This is a genomic window from Allofranklinella schreckenbergeri (assembly GCF_003703475.1).
Classification (GTDB): Bacteria; Pseudomonadota; Gammaproteobacteria; order Burkholderiales; family Burkholderiaceae_C; genus Lampropedia; species Lampropedia schreckenbergeri.
The window spans coordinates 194,641-215,260 of the sequence record NZ_RDQM01000005.1; the positions used below are offsets into that span (position 1 = coordinate 194,641).

18 protein-coding genes and 1 riboswitch are annotated in these 20,620 nt (G+C 65.3%); of the genes, 11 read left to right on the top strand and 7 right to left on the bottom strand.

The features are described 5' to 3' along the window. Positions 1-3: 3 nt before the first annotated feature. Positions 4-762, bottom strand: a complete 759-nt coding sequence (locus tag EBQ26_RS05570; RefSeq protein ID WP_122238015.1) for a sulfite exporter TauE/SafE family protein — start codon at positions 760-762, stop codon at positions 4-6. Positions 763-772: 10 nt separating this feature from the next. After that, the gene (locus EBQ26_RS05575) at positions 773-2,344 is read right to left on the bottom strand and encodes an MFS transporter (protein ID WP_122238016.1); all 1,572 of its coding nucleotides are present in this window, start codon (positions 2,342-2,344) and stop codon (positions 773-775) included. A 612-nt stretch (positions 2,345-2,956) separates the two neighbouring features. Between EBQ26_RS05575 and EBQ26_RS05580 the strand changes: the two genes are divergently transcribed. The 6 genes from EBQ26_RS05580 (at position 2,957) to EBQ26_RS05605 (ending at position 6,421) form a co-directional block, all read left to right on the top strand. Beyond that, positions 2,957-3,187, top strand: coding sequence for a DNA gyrase inhibitor YacG (locus EBQ26_RS05580; protein ID WP_122238057.1), 231 nt, complete (start codon positions 2,957-2,959; stop codon positions 3,185-3,187). 78 nt (positions 3,188-3,265) lie between these two features. Further along, positions 3,266-4,324, top strand: coding sequence for a dTDP-glucose 4,6-dehydratase (gene rfbB, locus EBQ26_RS05585; protein ID WP_122238017.1), 1,059 nt, complete (start codon positions 3,266-3,268; stop codon positions 4,322-4,324). 45 nt (positions 4,325-4,369) lie between these two features. Further along, the gene (rfbD, locus tag EBQ26_RS05590; RefSeq protein WP_122238018.1) at positions 4,370-5,269 is read left to right on the top strand and encodes a dTDP-4-dehydrorhamnose reductase; all 900 of its coding nucleotides are present in this window, start codon (positions 4,370-4,372) and stop codon (positions 5,267-5,269) included. 108 nt (positions 5,270-5,377) lie between these two features. Then, positions 5,378-5,668 carry a BrnT family toxin gene (locus EBQ26_RS05595; protein WP_122238019.1) on the top strand — a complete coding sequence of 97 codons (291 nt, stop codon included), beginning with the start codon at positions 5,378-5,380 and terminating at the stop codon, positions 5,666-5,668. Continuing rightward, positions 5,655-5,966, top strand: a complete 312-nt coding sequence (locus tag EBQ26_RS05600) for a BrnA antitoxin family protein (protein WP_122238020.1) — start codon at positions 5,655-5,657, stop codon at positions 5,964-5,966. Before EBQ26_RS05595 ends, EBQ26_RS05600 begins: the two co-directional genes overlap by 14 nt. A 185-nt stretch (positions 5,967-6,151) precedes the next feature. Next, the gene (locus EBQ26_RS05605) at positions 6,152-6,421 is read left to right on the top strand and encodes an SWIB/MDM2 domain-containing protein (protein ID WP_122238021.1); all 270 of its coding nucleotides are present in this window, start codon (positions 6,152-6,154) and stop codon (positions 6,419-6,421) included. A 303-nt stretch (positions 6,422-6,724) separates the two neighbouring features. On the opposite strand, the gene EBQ26_RS05610 is transcribed toward EBQ26_RS05605, so the two are convergent. From EBQ26_RS05610 to EBQ26_RS05625, 4 genes are all read right to left on the bottom strand, one after another. Then, positions 6,725-8,191, bottom strand: a complete 1,467-nt coding sequence (locus EBQ26_RS05610) for a cobyric acid synthase (RefSeq protein ID WP_122238058.1) — start codon at positions 8,189-8,191, stop codon at positions 6,725-6,727. Positions 8,192-8,412: 221 nt separating this feature from the next. Then, a complete protein-coding gene (locus EBQ26_RS05615; RefSeq protein ID WP_122238022.1) occupies positions 8,413-9,402 on the bottom strand; it encodes a tripartite tricarboxylate transporter substrate-binding protein in 990 nt (329 codons plus the stop codon). A 341-nt stretch (positions 9,403-9,743) separates the two neighbouring features. Next, complete coding sequence (bfr, locus tag EBQ26_RS05620; RefSeq protein ID WP_122238059.1) at positions 9,744-10,214, bottom strand: bacterioferritin; 471 nt, start codon at positions 10,212-10,214, stop codon at positions 9,744-9,746. A 318-nt stretch (positions 10,215-10,532) separates the two neighbouring features. Next, positions 10,533-11,144, bottom strand: a complete 612-nt coding sequence (locus tag EBQ26_RS05625) for a class I SAM-dependent DNA methyltransferase (RefSeq protein ID WP_124781111.1) — start codon at positions 11,142-11,144, stop codon at positions 10,533-10,535. A 137-nt stretch (positions 11,145-11,281) separates the two neighbouring features. Next, positions 11,282-11,530: riboswitch (cobalamin riboswitch) on the top strand. Between the two features lie 213 nt (positions 11,531-11,743). Between EBQ26_RS05625 and EBQ26_RS05630 the strand changes: the two genes are divergently transcribed. Together EBQ26_RS05630 and EBQ26_RS05635 are read left to right on the top strand one after the other, a co-directional pair. Continuing rightward, the gene (locus EBQ26_RS05630) at positions 11,744-13,435 is read left to right on the top strand and encodes a PepSY-associated TM helix domain-containing protein (protein ID WP_238944159.1); all 1,692 of its coding nucleotides are present in this window, start codon (positions 11,744-11,746) and stop codon (positions 13,433-13,435) included. After that, positions 13,432-15,576 carry a TonB-dependent siderophore receptor gene (locus EBQ26_RS05635; RefSeq protein WP_122238025.1) on the top strand — a complete coding sequence of 715 codons (2,145 nt, stop codon included), beginning with the start codon at positions 13,432-13,434 and terminating at the stop codon, positions 15,574-15,576. Before EBQ26_RS05630 ends, EBQ26_RS05635 begins: the two co-directional genes overlap by 4 nt. Before the next feature lie 286 nt (positions 15,577-15,862). Here EBQ26_RS05635 and EBQ26_RS05640 read toward each other — a convergent pair whose 3' ends face one another. Then, a complete protein-coding gene (locus EBQ26_RS05640) occupies positions 15,863-16,486 on the bottom strand; it encodes a LysE family translocator (RefSeq protein ID WP_122238026.1) in 624 nt (207 codons plus the stop codon). A gap of 118 nt (positions 16,487-16,604) precedes the next feature. Between EBQ26_RS05640 and EBQ26_RS05645 the strand changes: the two genes are divergently transcribed. The 3 genes from EBQ26_RS05645 to EBQ26_RS05655 all read left to right on the top strand — a co-directional run bounded on the left by EBQ26_RS05645 (position 16,605) and on the right by EBQ26_RS05655 (position 20,153). Then, complete coding sequence (locus EBQ26_RS05645; RefSeq protein WP_122238027.1) at positions 16,605-17,510, top strand: LysR substrate-binding domain-containing protein; 906 nt, start codon at positions 16,605-16,607, stop codon at positions 17,508-17,510. 103 nt (positions 17,511-17,613) lie between these two features. Continuing rightward, positions 17,614-18,786, top strand: coding sequence for a glycerophosphodiester phosphodiesterase (locus EBQ26_RS05650; RefSeq protein WP_122238028.1), 1,173 nt, complete (start codon positions 17,614-17,616; stop codon positions 18,784-18,786). 164 nt (positions 18,787-18,950) lie between these two features. Continuing rightward, on the top strand, positions 18,951-20,153 hold the full coding sequence (locus EBQ26_RS05655; RefSeq protein ID WP_122238060.1) for an alpha/beta hydrolase family protein: 1,203 nt from the start codon (positions 18,951-18,953) through the stop codon (positions 20,151-20,153). Positions 20,154-20,620 lie beyond the last annotated feature (467 nt).

Below are 20,620 nucleotides of genomic sequence, written 5' to 3' on the forward strand. Positions count from 1 at the left end.
CAGCTATCCCCCAAACGCATCCCAGGCGGTGCGCACAATCAGCACGCCGACGACGGCGATAAACACCCAGCGCACAAAGCCCGAGCCGTATTTGAGCGCCATGTGCGTGCCCAGCACGCTGCCGACGATGTTGGCCGCCGCCAGCGGCAGCATCCAGTGCCACCACACATGGCCCATCATGCCCAGCAGCAGCAGCGAGGCCAGGTTGGTGGAGATATTGATGAGCTTGGCGTGGGCCGAGGCGTGCAGAAAGTCATAACCGAGCAGTCGCACAAAAGCCAGCACCAGAAAGCTGCCCGTGCCGGGGCCGAAAAAGCCGTCGTACACGCCCAGCGCAGCCGCAGCGGCACAAGTCAGCCCAATCTCCTTGCCCCGGCTGGCCAGAGGCTGGTGGCGCTGGCCCATATCCTTGCGCGCCAGGGTGTAGAGCAGCACGGCCAGCAACACAAAGGGCAGCAGCTTGCGCAACAGCCCGGCCGAGGCCACCGTCACCAGCCACGCGCCCACCAGCGCACCCACAAAAGCGGCGGCAATGCCGGGGCCAATGCTGGCCCAGCGCAATTGCACCCTGCGCGCGTACTTCCAGGCGGAAAACGAGGTGCCCCACACCGCCCCCGATTTATTGGTTCCCACCAATGTGGCAGGCGGCGCGTGAGGGAACACGGCAAACAGCGTGGGCAACAGCACCAGCCCGCCGCCGCCAACAATGGCATCGACAAAACCGGCAAACGCCGACGCGAGGGGGACGAGCAACCACTCCATATGCAGTCCTTCATGGGCAATCTTTGTGCTGTGCGGGCAAGGCCGGGGCTGCCGGGCGCCACAGCAGCAGCGCCAGCAGCGCAACCGCCAGCAACGCGGCGCTGGCGCTGGCCACGGCCACAAAGGCGCGGTCAAATGCGGCGCTGGCCGCTTGCCGCAGCGCATCCGCCCAGGGCGCGGGCAGGGTTTCGGCGGCCAGGCGCGCTTCGTCCAGACTGTCGTAAATCTGCGGCAGGGCGGCATACGCTGACGCATCAGGCAAATGCAAGCTGGCGGCATACACCGCCGTCATCAGGCTGCCCAGCAGCGCCACGCCCAGCAGCCCGCCCAGCTCGTAGGAGACCTCCTCCATCGACGCAGCCATGCCCGCCTGGCTCTCTGGCGCACTGAACATGATGGCCGATGAGGCCCCCGTCACCGCCACGCCATAGCCGCCGCCCAACAGCGCCAACGCCGCCACCAGCGGCCAGCCCATGCCCTGGTAGAGCGCCAACGTGCCCAGCAACCCGGCCACGCACACCGCCATGCCGCCAAGGATGACGGCGCGCGGCCCGCTCCGCCCGGCCAGCGCGCCCGCCAGCGGCCCAGCCAGGAACGAGGCCAGCGCGATGGGCAACACATACAGCCCCGCCTGCAAAGGGCTGAGCGCGCGCACCAGTTGCAGCCATTGGCTGAACACAAGCTGAAAGCCGATGAAAGCGATGGAGCACATCAGCGCCGCCACCACACCAGTGGCAATACCGTCGTGGCGCAGCAGGGAAAAATCGATCAGGGGATAGGCGATGCGCCGCTGCCTGCGCACAAACCACCCCAGCAGCGCCAGCCCCACGGCCGCAGCCAGCGCCACCTGCGCCCAGGGCGGGCGCACCTGGGCGGCCGTCTGGATGGCATAGGTCAGCCCCAGCATGCCCAAGAGGGCCAGCAGCGAGCTGGGCCAATCCCACGCCACAGCCGGGCCTTGGCCTTGGCTTCGGCGCTGGCGATCGGGGCCGATGACGGCAAACACCAGCCCCAGGCTCAGCAGCACCACCGGCACGTTGATGAGAAACACCGACCCCCACCAAAACCGCGTGAGCAAAAAGCCCCCCAGCACCGGCCCCAGCGCTGCGCCGCCCGAAGCCACCGAGGCCCAAATGCCAATGGCCAGGCCGCGCTCGCGCTCATCGGCAAACGTCAGGCGGATCAGCGCCAGCGTGGCGGGCATCATCAACGCCGCGCCGCAAGCCAGTGCAGCGCGCGCGGCAATCAGCCACGCCGCGCTGGGCGCATACGCCGCCCACACCGAGGCCAGGCCAAACAGCGCCAGCCCGGCAGCAAACACCCGGCGGTGGCCAAAGCGGTCGCCCAGCGTGCCCGTGCCCGGCAGCAAGCCCGCCACCACCAGCGGGTACATGTTGACGATCCACAACTTCTGCGCCGCGCTGGCGCGCAAATCGTGCGTGAGGATGGGCAAGGCGGTGTAGAGCACCGTCATGTCGATGACGATGAGCAGCAGCGCAGTGGAAAGCACCGCCAGCGCCAGCCAGCGCTGGGGCGAAGGCGGCTGAGCCAGGGCGACGGAATCGGGCGAAACAGAGGGCATCGGCAAGTGTGGGGAGCGATCCATCCAGCAGACCATCCCAGATGGCTGCATGGCACTGAACAGGGCTGGCGCGGCCAGGGCAAGCGCCCTGATACCACCAAATTACAAATCAAACAGGAAAATTTTTACCCTTATTTCTGCAATATGACAGGAAATTGAATTTTTCTTTGATCTACAAATACGCAAAACTTCGAGCATGCAAACCAGCCGCAAAAACCGTGCGCGGCCCTCCAGGCCGCGCGGCCGCATCATAGAGCGTGTTATGCACTTTCCGCCCCCCGCGAGAGCGCCCCGGCGGGTGCAGTGCAAGGCGCGGTCCCCGCCGCAGCCTGGCTGCGCTGCAAGGGGACGGCAACGCCGCAATGCACATGCCTGGGCGCTTCTCCCTTCGGGCTGGCCCCAAAACCATGCACTCGCTGCGTTGCCACGCTTGCCAAGGCAGCCAGCCTTGGCCGCGCGTGACGCCTTGCGATTACACGGTTTTGGGGCCAGCGCGGGGGAGCGCAAAGTGCATAACACGCTCTAGAGGCGTGGCATCGGCTTTGCGCCCAGCGCGAAAGCGCCCCGGCGCTTGCCGCCCAGCCTGGCGCGCCAATGCCACAATGCCCGCCCATGAACGCCCCTGCCCCCACGCCCGCTCCCGCCGATGCCGCGCCCCCTGCGGCAGCCGCCCCCATCGCCATCGCCTGCCCGCGCTGCCGCACCATGACGCAATACGCCCCCAGCAACCCCTGGCGGCCGTTTTGCAGCCAGCGCTGCCAGAAAATCGACATGGGCGCCTGGGCCAGCGAGACTTTTCGCATCGAAGCCGCCCCGCCCGGCCCCGACGATGCGCCGGAGTGACATGCCGCAGTGACGCACCGCAGGCCCACTCAGCCCCCTCACCGCTTCCCCTCACCGTTTTGTCCTGAAAGAACCCTCATGATTTTGGTCACTGGCGGCGCCGGCTTCATCGGCGCCAACTTCGTACTTGATTGGCTGGAACGCATTGACGAGCCCGTGCTCACGCTCGACAAACTCACCTACGCCGGCAACCTGCAAAACCTCGCCAGCCTGGAGGGCGACGCGCACCACACCTTTGTGCGCGGCGACATCGCCGACGCCGCGCTGGTGGCCGATTTGCTGGCGCGCCACCAACCGCGCGCCATCGTCCACTTCGCCGCCGAAAGCCATGTGGACCGCTCCATCCATGGCCCGCAAGCGTTTTTGCACACCAACATCACCGGCACCTTCACCCTGCTCGAAGCCGCCCGCGCCTACTGGCAGGGCCTGCCAGAGCCGGCGCGGCAGCGCTTTCGCTTCGTGCACATCTCCACCGATGAGGTGTACGGCTCGCTCGCGCCCGACGCCCCCGCCTTCACCGAGCGCAACCCCTACGAACCCAACAGCCCCTACAGCGCCACCAAAGCCGCCAGCGACCACCTCGTGCGCGCCTGGCACCACACCTACGGCCTGCCCGTGCTCACCACCCATTGCAGCAACAACTACGGGCCGCTGCACTTTCCGGAAAAACTCATCCCGCTGGTCATCACCCGCGCGCTGGCCGGCCAGCCCCTGCCCATTTATGGCGATGGGCAGCAAATCCGCGACTGGCTGTACGTGCGCGACCATTGCCGCGCCATTGCCCGCGTGCTCGAAGCAGGCCAGCCGGGGCAGACCTACAACATCGGCGGCCACAACGAAATCGCAAACATCGACATCGTGCGCCGCATCTGCGCCCTGCTCGATGCGCTGCGCCCGCGCAGCGACGGCGCCAGCTACGCCGAGCAAATCACCTTCGTGCCAGACCGCCCCGGCCACGACCGCCGCTACGCCATCGACGCCAGCAAAATCCAGCGCGAGCTGGGCTGGCAGCCCGCCGAAACGTTCGACACCGGCATCCGCAAGACCGTCCAGTGGTATCTGGACAACCCCGCATGGGTGCAAGGCGTGCAAAGCGGCGCCTACCGCGAATGGGTCGCGCAGCAATACCCGGATTGACCGCCCCCGCCATCTGCCCTGCGCCATCGACAAAGGAGCGACGCCATGAAAATTCTCTTGCTCGGTAAAAACGGCCAAGTCGGCTGGGAGCTGCAACGCAGCCTGGCCGTACTCGGCGATGTGGTGGCCCTGGGCCGCGAAGAAGAAAACGGCCTGTGCGGCGACCTGGCCGATGTGCAGCGCCTGCGCGAAACCGTACACGCCGTGCAGCCCGACGCCATCGTCAACGCCGCCGCCTACACCGCCGTGGATCGAGCCGAAAGCGAGCCCGAGCGCGCATTCGCCATCAACGCCCACGCCCCCCGCATGCTGGCCGAGGAAGCGCAGCGGCTGGACGCCTGGCTGCTGCACTACAGCACCGATTACGTTTTCGACGGCACGGGCCAAGCGCCCTGGCGCGAAGGCGACGCCACCGGCCCGCTGTCCGTCTACGGCGCCAGCAAACTGGCGGGCGAGCAAGCCATTGTGGAAAGCGGCGTCAAACACCTCATCCTGCGCACCAGTTGGGTGTACAGCGCGCGCGGGCACAACTTCCTCAAAACCATGCTGCGCCTGGGCCGCGAACTGCCCGAGCTGCGCGTGGTGGACGACCAAATCGGCGCCCCCACCGGCGCCGAGCTGCTGGCCGACGCCAGCGCCCACGCCCTGCACCACGCCGCGCTGGGCAGCGCCGCCTTCAGCGGCACCTACCACCTGGCCGCACGCGGGCACACCTCCTGGCACGCCTATGCCAGCCTGATCTTCGAACGCGCCCAGGCGCTGCGCCCCGAGCTGCCCCTGGCCAAGCTGCTGCCCATCGCCAGCGCCCAATACCCCACCCCCGCCGCCCGCCCGCGCAACTCGCGCCTGAACGTCAGCGCCTTTGAAACCACCTTCGATCTGGAGCTGCCGCCCTGGCAAAAAGGCGTCGAGCGCGTGGTGGATGAGCTGCTGCTGGGCGCGTAGTGCCAGTTCACAACCCCTGCGTGGGCTGACACAGCGCCAGACAACAAAGCCGCAATGCAAAGCCTCCGCCCCATCATCTGTATATACAAAGAAGAAATACAATGAGCCATGGATCGCTTCTTCGAATGGGACAGCAACAAGGCAAAAGCCAATTTCCGCAAGCACGGCATTCATTTCGAGGAAGCCGCCCGGGTTTTTGACGACCCATTGGCCCTCACAGTGCAAGACCGCATCGAAAACGCAGAGCTTCGCTGGCAAACCATTGGCATGGTCGGCGGTTGCCTGGTGCTTTTGGTAGCGCACACCGTGCGCTTGGATGATGAGGGCATCGAAATCGTGCGCATCATCAGCGCCAGGCGCGCAGACCGCGCAGAAAGGAAACGTTATGAGCATGGTTAGATACAAACAAGGCCAGTTGCCAGCCTTGACCGAGCAACGCAAGGCCGAGCTGCGCAAGCTGGCGCAACAACCTGACAGCGCCATCGACCACAGCGAGATTGCGCCGCTGGACGAACAGTTCTGGCTGAACGCGCAGCCCAACCCGTTTTACAAGCCCGTCAAAACCCATGCCTCGGTGCGCATAGATGCCGATGTGATGGCATGGCTCAAAAGCCAGGGCAAGGGCTACCAAACCCGCATGAATGCCATCTTGCGCGAGGCCATGCTCCGCGCCCTGAAAGACCAGCCGCATTCATAAAGGCCCGCCCCGCCCCCTGCGCAACACATGTTTACGAAGAAATGCCCCGAATTGGCATCCATGCCCGGGCCAAAGGCGATGGGCGGGATTTTTTTCGCTAGCATTGCGCGGCTTCAAGCTTTAAGGGCCGCAGCGGTGACCGTCTCGCGGCCAGCCTTCATCCCTTAACCCAAAAGGAACCTCTCATGGCCACCGCCAAGAAACGCACCCCCAACGCCGCTTTCATGAAGCCGCTCAAGCCCAACGCCAAACTGGCCGCCGTGGTGGGCAGCACCCCCATCCCCCGCACCGAAATCGTGAAAAAGCTGTGGGACTACATCAAGGCCAACAACCTGCAAGACGCCAAGAACAAGCGCAACATCAACGCCGATGACAAGCTGCGCCCCATCTTCGGCAAAGACCAGATCACCATGTTCGAGCTGGCTGGCCTGATCGGCAAGAACGTCGAGAGCTGATGCCCTGCGGCGGCGCAGCGCAGCGCGCGCAATGGCCGCCCAGGCTGCCTTGGCCGCAAGAGCCGCTGCCTTGACCTCCAGCCCCCAAGCCCGCCTTTTGGCGGGCTGTTTTTTTATCCATCAAAAGGCAAATTCACTACAGACTGGATATGCCGAAACAGGCCGTTTTTGTTTCGCTTTGAATGGCAATTGCAAAATCCAGAATTACACACCAAAGTAAACAATGCTTGATACACACCATACCGAAACAGCATGGTTTTATTTCTCTTGAAATAAAATTCAAACCACACCAAACGCCTGTGCCTACACCTCGCTGCGCTGGAACCACACATCCACCCCGTCGCCCAGGCGCGCGAACACCGCCTCCAGGCCCTGAGCCTGTGCGCCAAACAGGGCTTGCAGCACGCTGGTGTTTTCAAACAGGCCATGCAGGTAGCAGCCCAGCACCTGGCCCTCACCGTTGGCCCAGGCCAGGCCGGGCAGCGCCTCTTGCAGGCGGTGGCCGCTCTCCAGCATGGCCGGGTAGGGCCGGGTCTGGCCCTGGTGGATTTCGTAGGCGGTCACTTCCACGCCCGATAGCGCCTGCCAGGCCCCTTGCAGCGCGCCCAGGCGGTAAGGGCCGCGCCGCACGGTTTTCTGCGCCTCGAACACCGTCACCAGCGCCAGCAGGCCCAGGCCGGGCTGGTTGCCCAGCGGGTCGTCCAGATCGATCAGGCTTTCGCCCAGCATTTGCAGGCCGCCGCAAATGCCCAGCACGGGCTTGCCCCGGGCGGCGTGGCGGGCGATGGCGGCGTCCAGCCCCTGGGCGCGCAGCCAGCGCAAATCGGCGCTGGTGGCTTTGCTGCCGGGCAGGATGATCCAGTCCGCCTCCTGCACCTCGGCGGCGCTGCGCACCCAGCTCAGCCGCAGGCCGGGCACGGTTTTGAGCGGCTCGAACTCATCGAGATTGCTGATGCGCGGGTAGGCGACGACGGCCACGCGCAGCCCGGCACCGAGCGCGCCGCCGCCTGCTGCATGGGCCGCGCCGGTTGGCCGGTCGTCAAACACGCCATCTTCCTCGGGCAAGCCATGCGCGGGCAGCATGGGGATGGTGGCGACCACGGGCACGCCGGTGCGCTCGCGCAGCATTTCGGGCGCAGGCGAGAGCAGGCGGGCGTCGCCACGGAATTTGTTGAGCACAAAGCCGTGGATGAGGGCGCGATCCTGCTCGGGCAGCAAGGCCCAGGTGCCATACAGGTGGGCAAACGCGCCGCCACGGTCGATATCGGCCACCAGCAGGGCATGCACTTGCGAGCCGCCATCGCGGCAGTGGCGCGCCACGCGCATATTCACCACATCGCTGGCGCTGAGGTTGATTTCGGCGGGCGAGCCTGCGCCTTCGATCACCACCACGTCGTAGCTGGCGCGCAGGGCATCGAGCGAGGCGGCGATGGCGGGCCAGACGTGCGCGCTGCGCTCACGCCACGGCAGGGCCGAGAGCGCAGCATCGACTTGCCCCAGCAGCACGACTTGGCTGCGCGTGTCGGCCTCGGGCTTGAGCAGCAGCGGGTTCATGCGCACATCGGGCGCCACGCCTGCGGCCAGGGCCTGGAAGTATTGGGCGCTGCCGATTTCGCCATAGCCGCCCTCGGGCGTAGCGACGACGCGGGCGTTGTTGCTCATGTTCTGCCCCTTGAAGGGCGCCACGCGCCAGCCCTGGCGGCGATACCAGGCGCACAGGGCGGTGGCCAGCCAGCTTTTGCCCGCGCCGCTGGAGGTGCCCAGCACCATGACGCACAAAGCCTGGCGCTGGCCGGGCTGGGGTTGCGGGAGGGCGGCAAGCGGTTGGGGCGCGGGGCTTTCGGCGTCGGTCATTTCTCAATCATGAAGCAAAAACAAAAACAGCCCATGGCACGTCTATCAAGCCATGAGCTGATTTGAAAAATTTTTTGATCTGCAATCAAGCGCGGCGGCAAGCATGCCGCCGCCCTTGCGCGCAGTCACCGCGCCAATCAGTCCGCAAACTGGCCTGCGGCCTTGATGACTTCGCCCCATTTCTGGATTTCGGACTGCACAAACGCTTTGTGCTTGGCCGGCTCCACGCGCTCGTCGTTGGCCACCACAGCGCCCAGGCCTTGCTGGCGCTGGATGAATTCCGGCTCTTGCAGGGCCTTTTTCAGCGCGGCGTTGATGGTGTCCAGCACCTGCTTGGGCGTGCCCTTGGGCGCGTACAGACCGTGCCAGATGGTGACGTTGAAGTCCTTGAAGCCCGCCTCTTGCAGCGTGGGCAGCTCTTTGTACAGCTCGCCGCTCAGGCGCTGGGGCGTGGTCACGGCGTAGGCCTTGACCTTCTTGCCCGCGATTTGCGGCGTGGTGTTGGTGGTCTGGTCGCACAGCACGTCGATCTGGCCGCCCACCAGATCGGCAATGGCCGGCGCGGTGCCGCCGTAGGGGATGGTCACCAATTGCATGTTGATGGCTTTCTGGAACATCAGGCCGCACAGGTGCGAGGCCGACCCCAGCCCGGCATTGCCCAGGTTGACGCCGTTTTTGGTCGACTTCATCCAGTCCAGCAGGCCGGTGAAGTTGCTGGCCTCCATGCTGGGGCGAGCGATGACGGTCATGGGCACGTCGTTGATGATGCCCAGGTACTCGAAATCCTCCAGCACGTTGAACGAGAGCTTGCGGTACAGCGTGGGGATGGTGGACATGCCAATGTGCGTGAGCAGCAGGGTATGGCCATCGGGCGTGGCGCGCGCGGCCTTGGCGATGCCGATGGTGCTGCCCGCGCCAGCGGCGTTGTCCACCACGATGGAGGCGTTGCCCAGGTGCTTGCGCAGCGCTTCGGAGAAGTCGCGCGCGACTTTGTCGGTCGGCCCGCCTGCGGAGAAGGGCACGATGATGGTGATGGGCTTGCTGCCCGGATAGCTTTGCGCCAGGGCAGGCTGGGCCAGGGCGACGGCGGCCACAGCGGCGGCGGCGAGTGCGGTAAGACGTGCCATAAAGGGATTCCTTTGCAAACAAAAGATGTAAACCAAAGACCGCGCCCGGCGCGCCGCAAAAAATCAGGCCAGGCCCGCTGCGGCGGCGAACGCACAAGGCGCGTATTGTGGATGATGCGCATGGCCTGCCAGCCCGGATGCCGCACCGCCCTAGGGTTAGCCCGGATGCGGGCGCACGGTGCGCCTCTGCGCTCATCGGCCCAATCTCTGGCGCGCACAAAAAAGCAGGCCACCGGGGGCCTGCTCAGGGAAATGGGCGCTGCGCGCCTCTTTTCTCGCTTTCTTTTTGAGTTCTTCTTGATTTCACCGTGGGGCGATGAAATCGCTTGCTCCACCCTGTTTCAATTACCCATTTGCGCTTGCAGGTAGTTTTGCAGGCCGACTTTCTCGATCAGGCCCAGTTGCTGCTCCAGCCAATAGGCGTGGTCTTCCTCCGTATCGCGCAATTGCGCCAGCAGCATGTCGCGGGTGACGTAATCGCCCATGCTCTCGCACAAGGCCATGGCTTTGCGCAGGCGATCGCGCACTTCGATTTCGGTGTCCAGGTCTTTTTGCAGCATCTCGGGCACTTCCAGACCGGGGGCGATCTCCAGCGCACGCATGTCGGGCTTGCCGCCGAGCATGAAGATGCGGCGCATGATGGCGTCGGCGTGCTGGGTTTCCTCCTCCATCTCGTGGTTGAGGCGTTCGTAGAGCTTTTTCAGCCCCAGGTCTTCATAGCGGCGCGAGTGGAAGAAGTATTGGTCGCGCGCGGCCAGCTCGCCGCGCAGCAGGTGGTTCAGGCACTCGAGAACTTGTGGATGGCCTTGCATGATGGTGTGTTCCTTGGTCGGTGATGGGTTGTGGCGCTGGCCGTTCAACACGGGGGTTGACGCAGGCTTTGAATCGGGCCTTGGCACGGGCTGAAAAGCCGCGCCAGGCCAGCGAATGGCCGCGCAGTATGGCGGCAATGCCCGCGCTTGTGAATCCATTCCCCTGCTGGCGCGGTCTGCATGGGTATGCAAAGGGGCGTGAGAAGCGTTCTTTTTCTTGCTGCACGCCCGGGTGCATTTTTTATCAATCAATAAGAAAATAAATTGCCATGTTTCGGCATGATGGCAATAAAGTTCAATTCACAATGAAATGCAAACTCAGGCAGGCTTGCGGCCTGTGAGCAAAAACAGCGGGTAATCACCCGTTTCGCGCTGGATGCTCGCCAGCGGCTGCATCGCCACCTGCTCCAGCCCGGCCTGACGCGCCAGCGCTTGCAGAGCTTCAGGCTCAAAGCCCAGGTGGTGCACGCCTTTGGCGGCGTTGTCGCCGTGAAAGCTGCCGTCCTCGGCGTACAAATCCACCAGCGCGATTTGCCCGCCAGGCGCCAGCAAGTCGGCAAACACGCGCAGCAGCGCGGCGGTATCGGCCACGTGGTGCAACGCCATGCAACTGACGATGGCGTCAAAGCGCCCGGGCAGGCCCGCAAAAATGTCCTGCTGCACCGTCTCGATATTGGCAACGCCCTTCTCGCGCAGCACTTGCAGCATGCCCGCCGAAGTATCCAGCGCCGTAACTTTGGCCACCCGTGGCGCCACGGCGGTGGCCAGCAAGCCGGTGCCTGCGCCAAAGTCCAGCACGTGGGCCTGGGCAGAGAGTTCCAGGCGCGCCAGCAGGCGCTCGGCGACATCGGCCAGTTGCTGGGAGATGGGGCGCTTGTCCCAATCGCGGGCGCGGGCATCGAAGTGGTTGACGGTGGGGGAGGCAGTCATGGCAAAGATCAAACAGCAAAAAACAAAAACGCGCTGCGGTGCAGCGCCAAAGCCGTGATTATCCCGAGCCGCGTTTGTGCCCGCTTGCGCAAAGGCTTTGCCCAAACGCCGTCGAGCGGCCAAGCGCGCCGATACAATCGCGCCCCTCTCTGACAGGTGCTGCGCACGGCCTTCTGCCGCCCGCAGTGAAACGGGAAACAGGTGCGCGGCCCGCGCTGCAAATCCTGTGCTGCCCCCGCAACGGTCAACAGACGATGCACGACACAGGCCAGCCGCCCACGGCGCTGGCAGCCACTGCGCAAGCGGGAAGGCGTGATCCGTGCCCCGGCGCATCCGACGCGCCGGACGCTGTAAGCCCGGATACCGGCCTGTCGGCCAGAGGGCGTGATGCGCATTGGCATTCGCCCTCATTCACTTGAGCGCGCGGCGGGTTGACGTGTGTCTTGGGAGCCTTGCGCTGGCCCAGGCCCGCAGCGCTGATGCCCTTATCGGGCCACCGAGCGCATTGCGCCCCCCCAGGCAACACCTCGCATCCATCCGCCCCGCATGTCACGTATTGCATACCAGCCACGGGCGGTGGCTGGGGGAAACGGGTTTGCATGGATCGCCAATCGCGGCGCGTCTCGCCCATGGCATGGGTGTATCGCTTTCATCGCTGGGCAGGGCTGCTGGCGGGCTGGCTGCTGTTCGCCATTTGCCTGACGGGCACGCTGGCCGTTTACAAATTCCCGCTCAAGGCCTGGGCCAATCCCACACTGGTCAGCGCCTGCCTGCCGCCGCAAGCCTGCCCGCCCGCGCTCTCGCCGGATGAGGCGCTGGCGCGCTTTCAGCAAGCCTTGCCCGAGCAGCGCCCGCGGCTGCTGGCGTTTCCGGCCGATGCCTATTCCATCCACAGCTATTCCTACACGCTCGATAGCGGCGGGCGCGCCTGGCTGAACCCGCACACCGGGCAGGTGCTGCCCAGCCTGCCCTCGCACTTTGCCGATTTCGTCCAGCGCCTGCATGCCCGGCTGTGGATGGGCAGCACCGGGCGCTGGCTGGTGGGCGTGCTGGGGCTGCTGATGCTGTTTTCGCTGCTGACCGGGCTGGCGCTGCACTGGCGGCGGCTGGGGCGCGACTTGTTCAAGCTGCGGCTGGGCCAGGGCGGGCGCAAGGCGTGGAGCGATGTGCACAAGTTCATTGCCGTTTGGCTGCTGGGCTTTCATCTGCTGATCGCCGCCACGGGCGCCTGGCTGGGGCTGGAGCCGTTGACGGGCTGGCGCTCGCCCCCACCGCCCACGCTGCGCGGCGCAGGCGGCGCAAGTGGAGCAGGCCGAGCGCCCATCGCCATGCCGCCGCCCTCGGCCTTCATCGCCCAGGCGCAGGCCCAACTGCCCGCCCTGACCCCCACGCACATGAACTTCGCCGCCTTTGGCAAGGCGGGCGCTTCGGTGCGCGTGCAGGGCGATTTGCCCGGCCTGGCGCTGGTGCAGCGCGGCCAAAGCATGGTGGTGATGCACGGCGACGACGCGCAGCTGCTGGCCGTGGTGGACCGCCGCGAACAAGGCCCGCTGACGCGCGCGCTGGCCATGATGCGGCCGCTGCACTATGGCTACTTCGGTGGCCGCTGGATGGTGCTGGCCTATTTCCTGATGGGCGCGGCCTGCACGGCGCTGGTGTTTTCCGGCCTGGCCGTGTGGTGCGCGCGCACGGCCGATGCCGCGCGGCGCCGCCAGCCAGGCCAACCCGACGCAACCGCCCCCGCAGCGGACGCGCTGATGGCGCGCCTGAACGCGGGCGTAACGGCGGGCCTGGTGCTGGCCCTGTTGCTGGCGGCGGCGCTGGCGCAATGGAGCTGGACGCCCTGGGGCGCATCCTGGCTGGCCGCCTGGGGCGGGCTGCGTTTTGACGGCGCGCACGACTTGCTGGGCCGCGCCACGGTGGCCCCGGAGTTGTGGGGCTTTCTGATCGCCTGGGGGCTGCTGGCCCTGGCGCTGGCTTGTGCACCCACGGCGCGGCGCGCCTGGCGCTATGCCTGCGGTGCGGCCGCGCTGCTGCTGGCGGCGCTGCCCTGCCTATCGGCGCTGAGCAGCGGCGGCTGGCGGCAGGACTGGCTGCGCGGCCAGGGCGAGCCGCTGTGGATCGCCCTGGCCTGCTGGCTGCTGGCGCTGCTGTGCGCATGGGCCGCCTGGCGTCTGGCGCAACCACCCAGCCCCGCTGCCGCTGGGCGTGCGCCGCGCCCAGCGGCATCCCCCCACCACGCCCCTGACGCATTGACTGTTTTTTTATCGCAACAAGGAGAAAAACCATGACATGGCATCGATACCTCATGGCTGGCGCCGCCCTGTGCGCCAGCGCCCAAGGCGCGCTGGCGGCGGACGCCCCGACCGCCCAGCCCACGCCGACGGACCAGGCCGGAAAAACCGAGAAAGCCGCCAGCGCGGCCGCTCAGCCCGTGCCCGAGCTGGCGGAACTCACGGTGTCCGCCACGGCCGACGCCATTTCCGCCAGCGCCGCCACGCGCGTGCCCGCCAGCGCGATGGAAACGCCCTTCAGCGTCACAGCGGTGGATCGCACCCTCATCGAGCACAGCAGCGCCACCAACCTGGCCGACGTAATGCGCTACGCCGCCACCGTGGGCGGCACCGACAACTTCGGCAACGCGGGCGAATTCTTCAGCGCGCGCGGCTTTCAGCTCTCGGCGGGCAAGAACTACTTTCGCGATGGCCTGCGCTACCGCAAATACGGCCAGGTGCCGCTGTACGACATCGAGCGCATCGAAGTGCTGCGCGGCCCGGCCACGGTGCTCTACGGCGCGCTGGAGCCAGGCGGCGTGGTCAACATCGTCAGCCGTCAGCCCTCGCGCACCTTTGGCGCATCGGCCCGGCTGCGGCTGGGGCAAGACCGCTACCGCCAAGGCAGCGTGGATGTGACCGGCCCGCTGGGCCAGCGCGCCAGCTACCGCTTGCAGGCGCTCAGCTCGCAGGCGCACAGCTTCCGCGACGTGGTCAGCGGCAAGGCCAAGGGGCTGACCGGGCAGATCAACACGACGCTCACGCCCGACACCCTGCTCACGCTGCGCGCCAGCGCCTATGCCGACCAGCGCACGGGCGACCGTGGCACCGTGCTGGCCGTGCAGCCGGACGGGCGCGTGGGCTTTGCCGACGTGCCGCGCTCGCGCTTTCTGGGCGAGCCTTACGCGCGCTTCAAGTTCCAGGACACGCAGCTGTCGCTGAACCTGCACCACCAGCTCAACCACCAGTGGCTGCTGCGCGGCGACCTCGTGCACTCACGCCAGGAGGAAGACCGCACCTACATGTGGTTCCTGGGCGATAACAAACCCGTCGGGCGCGACGGCCTGCTCAAACGCCAGGTGGGCGACTGGGACGCCCGCCTGCGCGGCAGCCTCGGCCGCGTGGAGGCGGTGGGCGAGTTCAGCGGCGCGGGCTTGCAGCACCGGCTGCTGGCGGGCGCGGAGTTCGAGCGCTTCACCAACCGGCGCACCAACAACCGCTACCAAAGCTCGGCCATCCACATCTACAACCCCGTGTACGACGCGGTGCGCCCGCCCAATGGCCGCCAAACCCTCAAAAGCGTGTATGCCGACCGCTTCGACAGCCACAGCCTGTACCTGCAAGACGTGATGCGCTGGCGCGAAACGCTGACCGTCATGGCCGGGCTGCGCTACGACCAGGTGGACGCCAAAGACCCCGACAAAAACCAGCCGCGCGAGCACTTCCGGGGCGTGACGCCGCAGTTGGGCGTGGTCTTTCACCCCAACGAGCAAATCTCGCCCTACCTCAGCTACACGCGCTCGTTCGTGCCGCAAAGCGGCACCGACCGCTTTGGCAAACGCTTTGAGCCGCAAAAGTCGCGCCAGTGGGAAGCGGGCGTCAAGTTCAACCTGCAACCGGCGCAAACCTTCTTGACGCTGGCCGCCTACCGGCTGGAAAAGCGCAACCTCAAGATGACCGACCCGGAGGATCCGCAGTACTCGCGCCTCTCCGGCCTGCGCAGCAGCCAGGGCCTGGAAGCGACGCTGCACACCCGCCCCCTGCGCGGCCTGGATTTGACGGCCAACTACGCCTACGTTGCCAAGGCCCAATTCGACCAGGACGACCGCTACGCGGGCAACACCACGCCCAACGTGCCGCGCCATGCGCTGGGCGTGTTTGCCGACTACCGCTTCCAGGGCGACTGGTCGCGCTGGGGCGCCAGCCTGGGCCTGACCCACGTGGGCAAGCGCCAGGGCACCAACGACAACAGCTTCCAGCTGCCCGCCTACACGCTGGTAGATCTGGGCCTGCGCTACCGCTTCAGCGAGCAGGCATCGGCCTCGCTCAGCCTGAAAAACGTGTTTGACCGCCGCTACTACACCGGCGCCATCAACGCCACCACCATTGGCGTGGGCGCGCCGCGCCAGGCCTTTATCGGCCTGGAATGGCGGATGTGATGGGTGTGTGATCGAGTGTGTGATCGGGCCTGCAATTGCGCTTATGGCCCGGCAGTAGCCCGCGCCCCAGCCCTCACATCAGCCCTCTCCCACGCGCAGGAGAGGGCTTCCAACAGAGCCAACAGGGCTGAAACCCGAAAATTTATCGATCAATAGGAAACAAAATCACCTTGTTTCGGCATGATATGAATCATATTGTTTTTACATTGATCGATAAATTCAACACCCCGCTTGCCTGCCGTGCCTGCCCCTGTGCCACGCAGGGGAAAGCAGGGGGGCGCTATGTTCAAGCCGTCCACAACAGCCAGCCCCCCAGCAACATGAGCGCCAGGCCAATGGCCCGGTCCACCCCTTTTTGCCGTGCCAGCAGGCGATCGCGCATGGCGGGGTGCGCGAAAAACACCGCCACCGCCGCAAACCACAGCACATGCGCCAGCGACATGAACAGCCCATAAGCGAAATGCAGCGCCAGGGGCGCATCTGCACGCACGACCTGGGTGTACGTCGCCACCACAAACAGCATGGTTTTGGGATTGAGGGCATTGGTGAAAAACCCCATGCAAAACGCATTCCAGGGCGATGGCTTTCGCTCAGGCACGGCGTTATTTTCCGTTCCGTTTGGTTTGGGCAACGGATGGGATCGCCACGATTGATAACCCATCCATACCAAATAAGCCGCACCTGTTGATTTCAAAACCCAAAACCACCCAGGCGACTGCAAAATCACCGCAGAAATCCCAAAAACCGTATATATCACATGAACTTGTACACCAAACCCAATACCCAGCGCACAGAATAAACCCGCACTTTTGCCAAATGCATAGCTATTGCGTGTCACCATCGCAAAATCCGGCCCCGGGCTAATTACCGCCAAAATGGTAATCACGGCAACGGCCCACAATTCATGCATGAAAAACTCCCCATCAGAAAAGACGACATATTCGAATAATCCTATTTTTCACAATTTCCAGCGTCATGAAAAACGATTTATAGTGCCTCGAATCTGATAGTTTTCATCGACCATCGCCATGCCACTACCTCACCTGACTGCACTGCGTTTTTTTGAGGCGGCAGCGCAAACGGGCAGCTTCGTCAAGGCAGCCGAGCAGTTGCACGTCACCCACGGCGCAGTCAGCCGCCAGATTCGCCAACTGGAGCGCGCCTTGGGCGTGGAGCTGTTCGAGCGGCGCAACCGCGCCGTTTTCCTCAACGCCGCAGGGCGTTCGCTGCACGCCGTGACGTCATCGGTGTTTGCCCAGCTTGAAGAGGCCGTGCACCGCTTGCAAGCCAGCCGCAACGACACGCTGGTGGTGTCATGCGAGCCCACGCTGGCGATGAAGTGGCTGATTCCCCGCCTGCCCGCCTTCCAGCAGGCACATCCGGGCATCCAACTGCATTTGCTGGCCGCTGGCGGCCCTATCGACCTGGTGCGCTCCGGGGTCGATGTGGCGCTGCGGCGCAACGATTTCCCCTGGGGCAACGGGGTGTACGCCCGGAAGGTGTGCGACGAATGGGTGGGGCCGGTGTGCCGCGCCAACCCCGCAGCGCCGCAGGCCACGGCCCAAGCCACGCTGGGCAATGCCACCTTGCTGCACTCGGCCAGCCGCCCCAAGGCCTGGCCGACCTGGAGCCGCCTCACCGGCGTGCCCCTGGAAGGCCACGCGCGGCTCGATTACGAGCATTTTTACCTCTGCCTGCAAGCGGCCACGGCGGGCCTGGGCGTGGCCATGGCATCGTTTTTGATGGTGCAAGACGAATGGCGCAACGGCCAATGGCAGGCGCCCTACGGTTTTGTGCGCGATGGCTCGGGCTATTACCTGCTTTCGGCCGAGCCACTGACCCAGCCTGAGGGCAAGCGCGAGCGCTTCTGGCAATGGCTGGTCGCCGAAATGGCGGCATGCCCGGCACCCGCCCATGCGCACACGCACACCTGAAAACAGGCGCAGATGTCAACGAAATGTCACACAACCGGCCTATAGTGCGCGCCTTTGCACCCAAGCACATCCCTACCGAACCTTGATGAAAAGGAGACCTCCCATGCCCACACCACAATGGCTGCGCCTGACCCCGCTTTGGGCCTGCGCCGCGCTGGCCCTGAGCGCTTGCAGCGGCGACGATGCCGCCAGCCGCTACCCCACCCTCACCGGCGATGCGCCGCTGGTCATTGGCCACCGCGGTGCCAGCGGCTACTTGCCCGAGCACACGCTGGAGAGCTACCGCCGCGCCATCGCGCTGGGCGCGGACTTCATCGAGCCCGATCTGGTCGCCACCAAGGACGGGCACCTCATCGCCCGCCATGAACCCAACATCAGCGCCACCACGGACGTGAAAGACCGCCCCGAATTCGCCAGCCGCAAGCGCACCATGGTGGTCGATGGGTTTGAGGAAGAAGGCTGGTTCGCCAGCGACTTCACCCTGGCCGAAATCAAGACCCTGCGCGCCATCCAGCCCTTGGGCGAGCGCGACCAAAGCCACAACGGGCGCTACGAAATCCCCACCCTGGATGAAGTGCTGGCGCTGGCGCGCAGCGAAAGCCAGCGCAGCGGCCGCACCATCGGCGTGTACCCGGAAACCAAGCACCCCACCTACCACCAGCGCCTGGGCCTGGCGCTGGAAGACCGACTGCTGGAGGTGCTGGCGCGCTACGGCTACAAGGACAAAACCGCGCCCGTCATCGTCCAATCCTTTGAAGTGGCCAACCTCAAATACCTGCGCAGCAAAACCCAGGTGCGGCTGGTGCAGCTCATCGACGGCTACGACCTCAACCCCGATGGCAGCGTGGACCAATCCCTGCCCTGGGGCCAGCCCTACGACCTGACCGCCGCAGGCGACAGGCGCACCTACAGCGACCTGCTCACCCCCGCCGGTTTGCAGGAAATCGCCACCTACGCCGACGGCATCGGCCCGTGGAAGCCCTACCTCATCCCCTCGCGCCAAACGCTCGATGCCGCAGGCAAGCCCGTGGACCTGAACCGCGATGGCCGCATTGACGAGCGCGACCGCACCCTCATGCCCGCCACCGCCGTCGTTGCCAACGCCCACAAAGCCGGGCTGGTGGTGCACCCCTACACCTTCCGCAGCGAAGCGCGCCGCCTGGCCGCCAACTTCCAGGGCGACCCCAAAGCCGAATACCGCGCCTTTTATGAACTGGGGGTAGATGGCGTGTTCAGCGACTTCCCCGACCACGCCGTCGCCGCGCGCGAGCGTTGAGGCCACAAACCACAAGGGCCGGGGCAAGAAGGCCTGTCGTCCCCATCCACACACCGCGCTCATCCCCAGGCTTGGGCAGCGCGTGGATGGGGATGACACGCCTTGGGGGGCTTTGTTCAACATTTCCTACAATGCGCCGTTTTTCGGCTTTCCCCCTGCTGCCCATGCCCACCCCTTTGCTGTCCGCGCGCTTGTGCGCCACCTCCGCCCGTTGGCTACTCACCGCCGCTGCCGCAGCCGTCTTGGCCGCGTGCGGCGGCGGCTCGGATCCGGAACCCCTGCCGCCCGAGCCACCCGCGCCCGCCATCGGCGATCTGGTCGGCGCCCAACCCCTCAAACCCGTCAGCCGCGCAGAAATCACCCAAGCCCTGGCCAGCCACAGCGAACGCATCCAGGGCGTTGCCCCGCGCTACGACGTACAAACCTACCGGCTGACCTACCGCACGCACGACAAGGACGGCGCGCTGGTCGAAGCCTCCGGCCTGCTCACCCTCCCCGTCAAGCCCGCCGGGCAGCCCAGCCCCGTGGTCAGCTACCAGCACGCCACCATCTTTTACGACGCCGAAGCCCCCTCCAACCGCATCGAAGGGCAAGAGCCGCCCATCGTCCTGGCCTCGCTGGGCTACATCGTGGTCGCCGCCGATTACGTCGGCTTTGGCGCTACCAAAGGGCAAGAGCACCCCTACCTCGTCGCCACCCCGGCCGCGCGCGCCGTCATCGACATGCTCACCGCCGCCCAAACCTGGCGGCGCCAAAACCACGTCGCCGACAACGGCCAGCTTTACATGGCGGGCTACTCCGAAGGCGGCTACGCCACCATGGCCGCCCAGCGCGCCCTGGAGCTGGGCGACAGCCCCGCCCTGTTGGCGCAACTGCAAGCGAGCTTTCCCGGCGGCGGCCCCTACGACGTGCAAACCACGCTGGACACCCAGGTGCAACGCATCCGCGACCGCTACTGGTGGGGCCATTTGATCCAGCCCGGCCTGCTGCGCCACCTTGGCTCCAGCGTGCGCAAAGAGCTGCGCCGCGTGCTGCTGCGCCTGACCTCACCCGAAGACGCCGACGTGCGCTACCAAACCACCTTCATGGACCGCTACATGGCCGACGACAAAGACGCCATCGCCCGCGAAAGCAACGTCCACCAAGGCTGGAAGCCCAGCCGCCCGGTGTACCTGTTCCACGGCCGCGACGACCAGACCGTGCCCTACGAATCGGGCCTGTCGGCCTACAACACCCTGCGCGCCCAGGGCGGCAGCCCCGTCACCCTGCACGACTGCACCCATACCCCTTCGCGCCACACCGAATGCGTGCCGGAATACTTTTTGCTGACCGTGCGGCAAATGGCGACCACGGCGCGTGATTTGTGACGCCCAGCTCTTGCGGAATTACAAATCAAAGGAAATAAAATAACTTTGTTTCGGCATGACTATCAATACATGGAATTTCCTTTGATTGAACACCCTCAATGGCGCAGCACCATCGGGGTTGGCACCGCCCAGCAACCACCAATCAAAAGAATAAAAATCATGCCATTTCGGCATGATAGACAAATACCCGTATTTCTTTTGATTGAAAATCCTCAGCCTCTTGAGCTATCCGCCACCTGCTCTACCAAGCACAGCGCCTTCGCGGTGCAGACGAGGGCATGCCCACGGCCCAGGCAAAACAAAGCCGCCAGTCCGTAGTGACACACGGCCTGGCGGCTTTCTAGAGCGTGTTATGCACTTTTCCGAGAGGTGGTGCTGAGCTTGGATACAGTGCCAGCATGTCTCGCAAGCCTTACCCCAGTGATGTCAGCGATGAAGAATGGAGCTTTGTCGCCCCTTATCTGATC

Bases quoted from the DNA above. Each gene is read 5' to 3' on its own strand.
- EBQ26_RS05630 (WP_238944159.1), top strand. From the start codon at position 11,744: ATGGATCGCCAATCGCGGCGCGTCTCGCCCATGGCATGGGTGTATCGC.
- EBQ26_RS05580 (WP_122238057.1), top strand. From the start codon at position 2,957: ATGAACGCCCCTGCCCCCACGCCCGCTCCCGCCGATGCCGCGCCCCCT.
- EBQ26_RS05575 (WP_122238016.1), bottom strand. From the start codon at position 2,344: ATGCCCTCTGTTTCGCCCGATTCCGTCGCCCTGGCTCAGCCGCCTTCG.
- EBQ26_RS05615 (WP_122238022.1), bottom strand. From the start codon at position 9,402: ATGGCACGTCTTACCGCACTCGCCGCCGCCGCTGTGGCCGCCGTCGCC.
- EBQ26_RS05655 (WP_122238060.1), top strand. From the start codon at position 18,951: ATGCCCACCCCTTTGCTGTCCGCGCGCTTGTGCGCCACCTCCGCCCGT.
- EBQ26_RS05610 (WP_122238058.1), bottom strand. From the start codon at position 8,191: ATGGTGCTGGGCACCTCCAGCGGCGCGGGCAAAAGCTGGCTGGCCACC.
- EBQ26_RS05595 (WP_122238019.1), top strand. From the start codon at position 5,378: ATGGATCGCTTCTTCGAATGGGACAGCAACAAGGCAAAAGCCAATTTC.
- EBQ26_RS05600 (WP_122238020.1), top strand. From the start codon at position 5,655: ATGAGCATGGTTAGATACAAACAAGGCCAGTTGCCAGCCTTGACCGAG.
- EBQ26_RS05650 (WP_122238028.1), top strand. From the start codon at position 17,614: ATGCCCACACCACAATGGCTGCGCCTGACCCCGCTTTGGGCCTGCGCC.
- rfbB (WP_122238017.1), top strand. From the start codon at position 3,266: ATGATTTTGGTCACTGGCGGCGCCGGCTTCATCGGCGCCAACTTCGTA.
- EBQ26_RS05635 (WP_122238025.1), top strand. From the start codon at position 13,432: ATGACATGGCATCGATACCTCATGGCTGGCGCCGCCCTGTGCGCCAGC.
- EBQ26_RS05605 (WP_122238021.1), top strand. From the start codon at position 6,152: ATGGCCACCGCCAAGAAACGCACCCCCAACGCCGCTTTCATGAAGCCG.
- EBQ26_RS05640 (WP_122238026.1), bottom strand. From the start codon at position 16,486: ATGCATGAATTGTGGGCCGTTGCCGTGATTACCATTTTGGCGGTAATT.
- bfr (WP_122238059.1), bottom strand. From the start codon at position 10,214: ATGCAAGGCCATCCACAAGTTCTCGAGTGCCTGAACCACCTGCTGCGC.
- rfbD (WP_122238018.1), top strand. From the start codon at position 4,370: ATGAAAATTCTCTTGCTCGGTAAAAACGGCCAAGTCGGCTGGGAGCTG.
- EBQ26_RS05645 (WP_122238027.1), top strand. From the start codon at position 16,605: ATGCCACTACCTCACCTGACTGCACTGCGTTTTTTTGAGGCGGCAGCG.
- EBQ26_RS05625 (WP_124781111.1), bottom strand. From the start codon at position 11,144: ATGACTGCCTCCCCCACCGTCAACCACTTCGATGCCCGCGCCCGCGAT.
- EBQ26_RS05570 (WP_122238015.1), bottom strand. From the start codon at position 762: ATGGAGTGGTTGCTCGTCCCCCTCGCGTCGGCGTTTGCCGGTTTTGTC.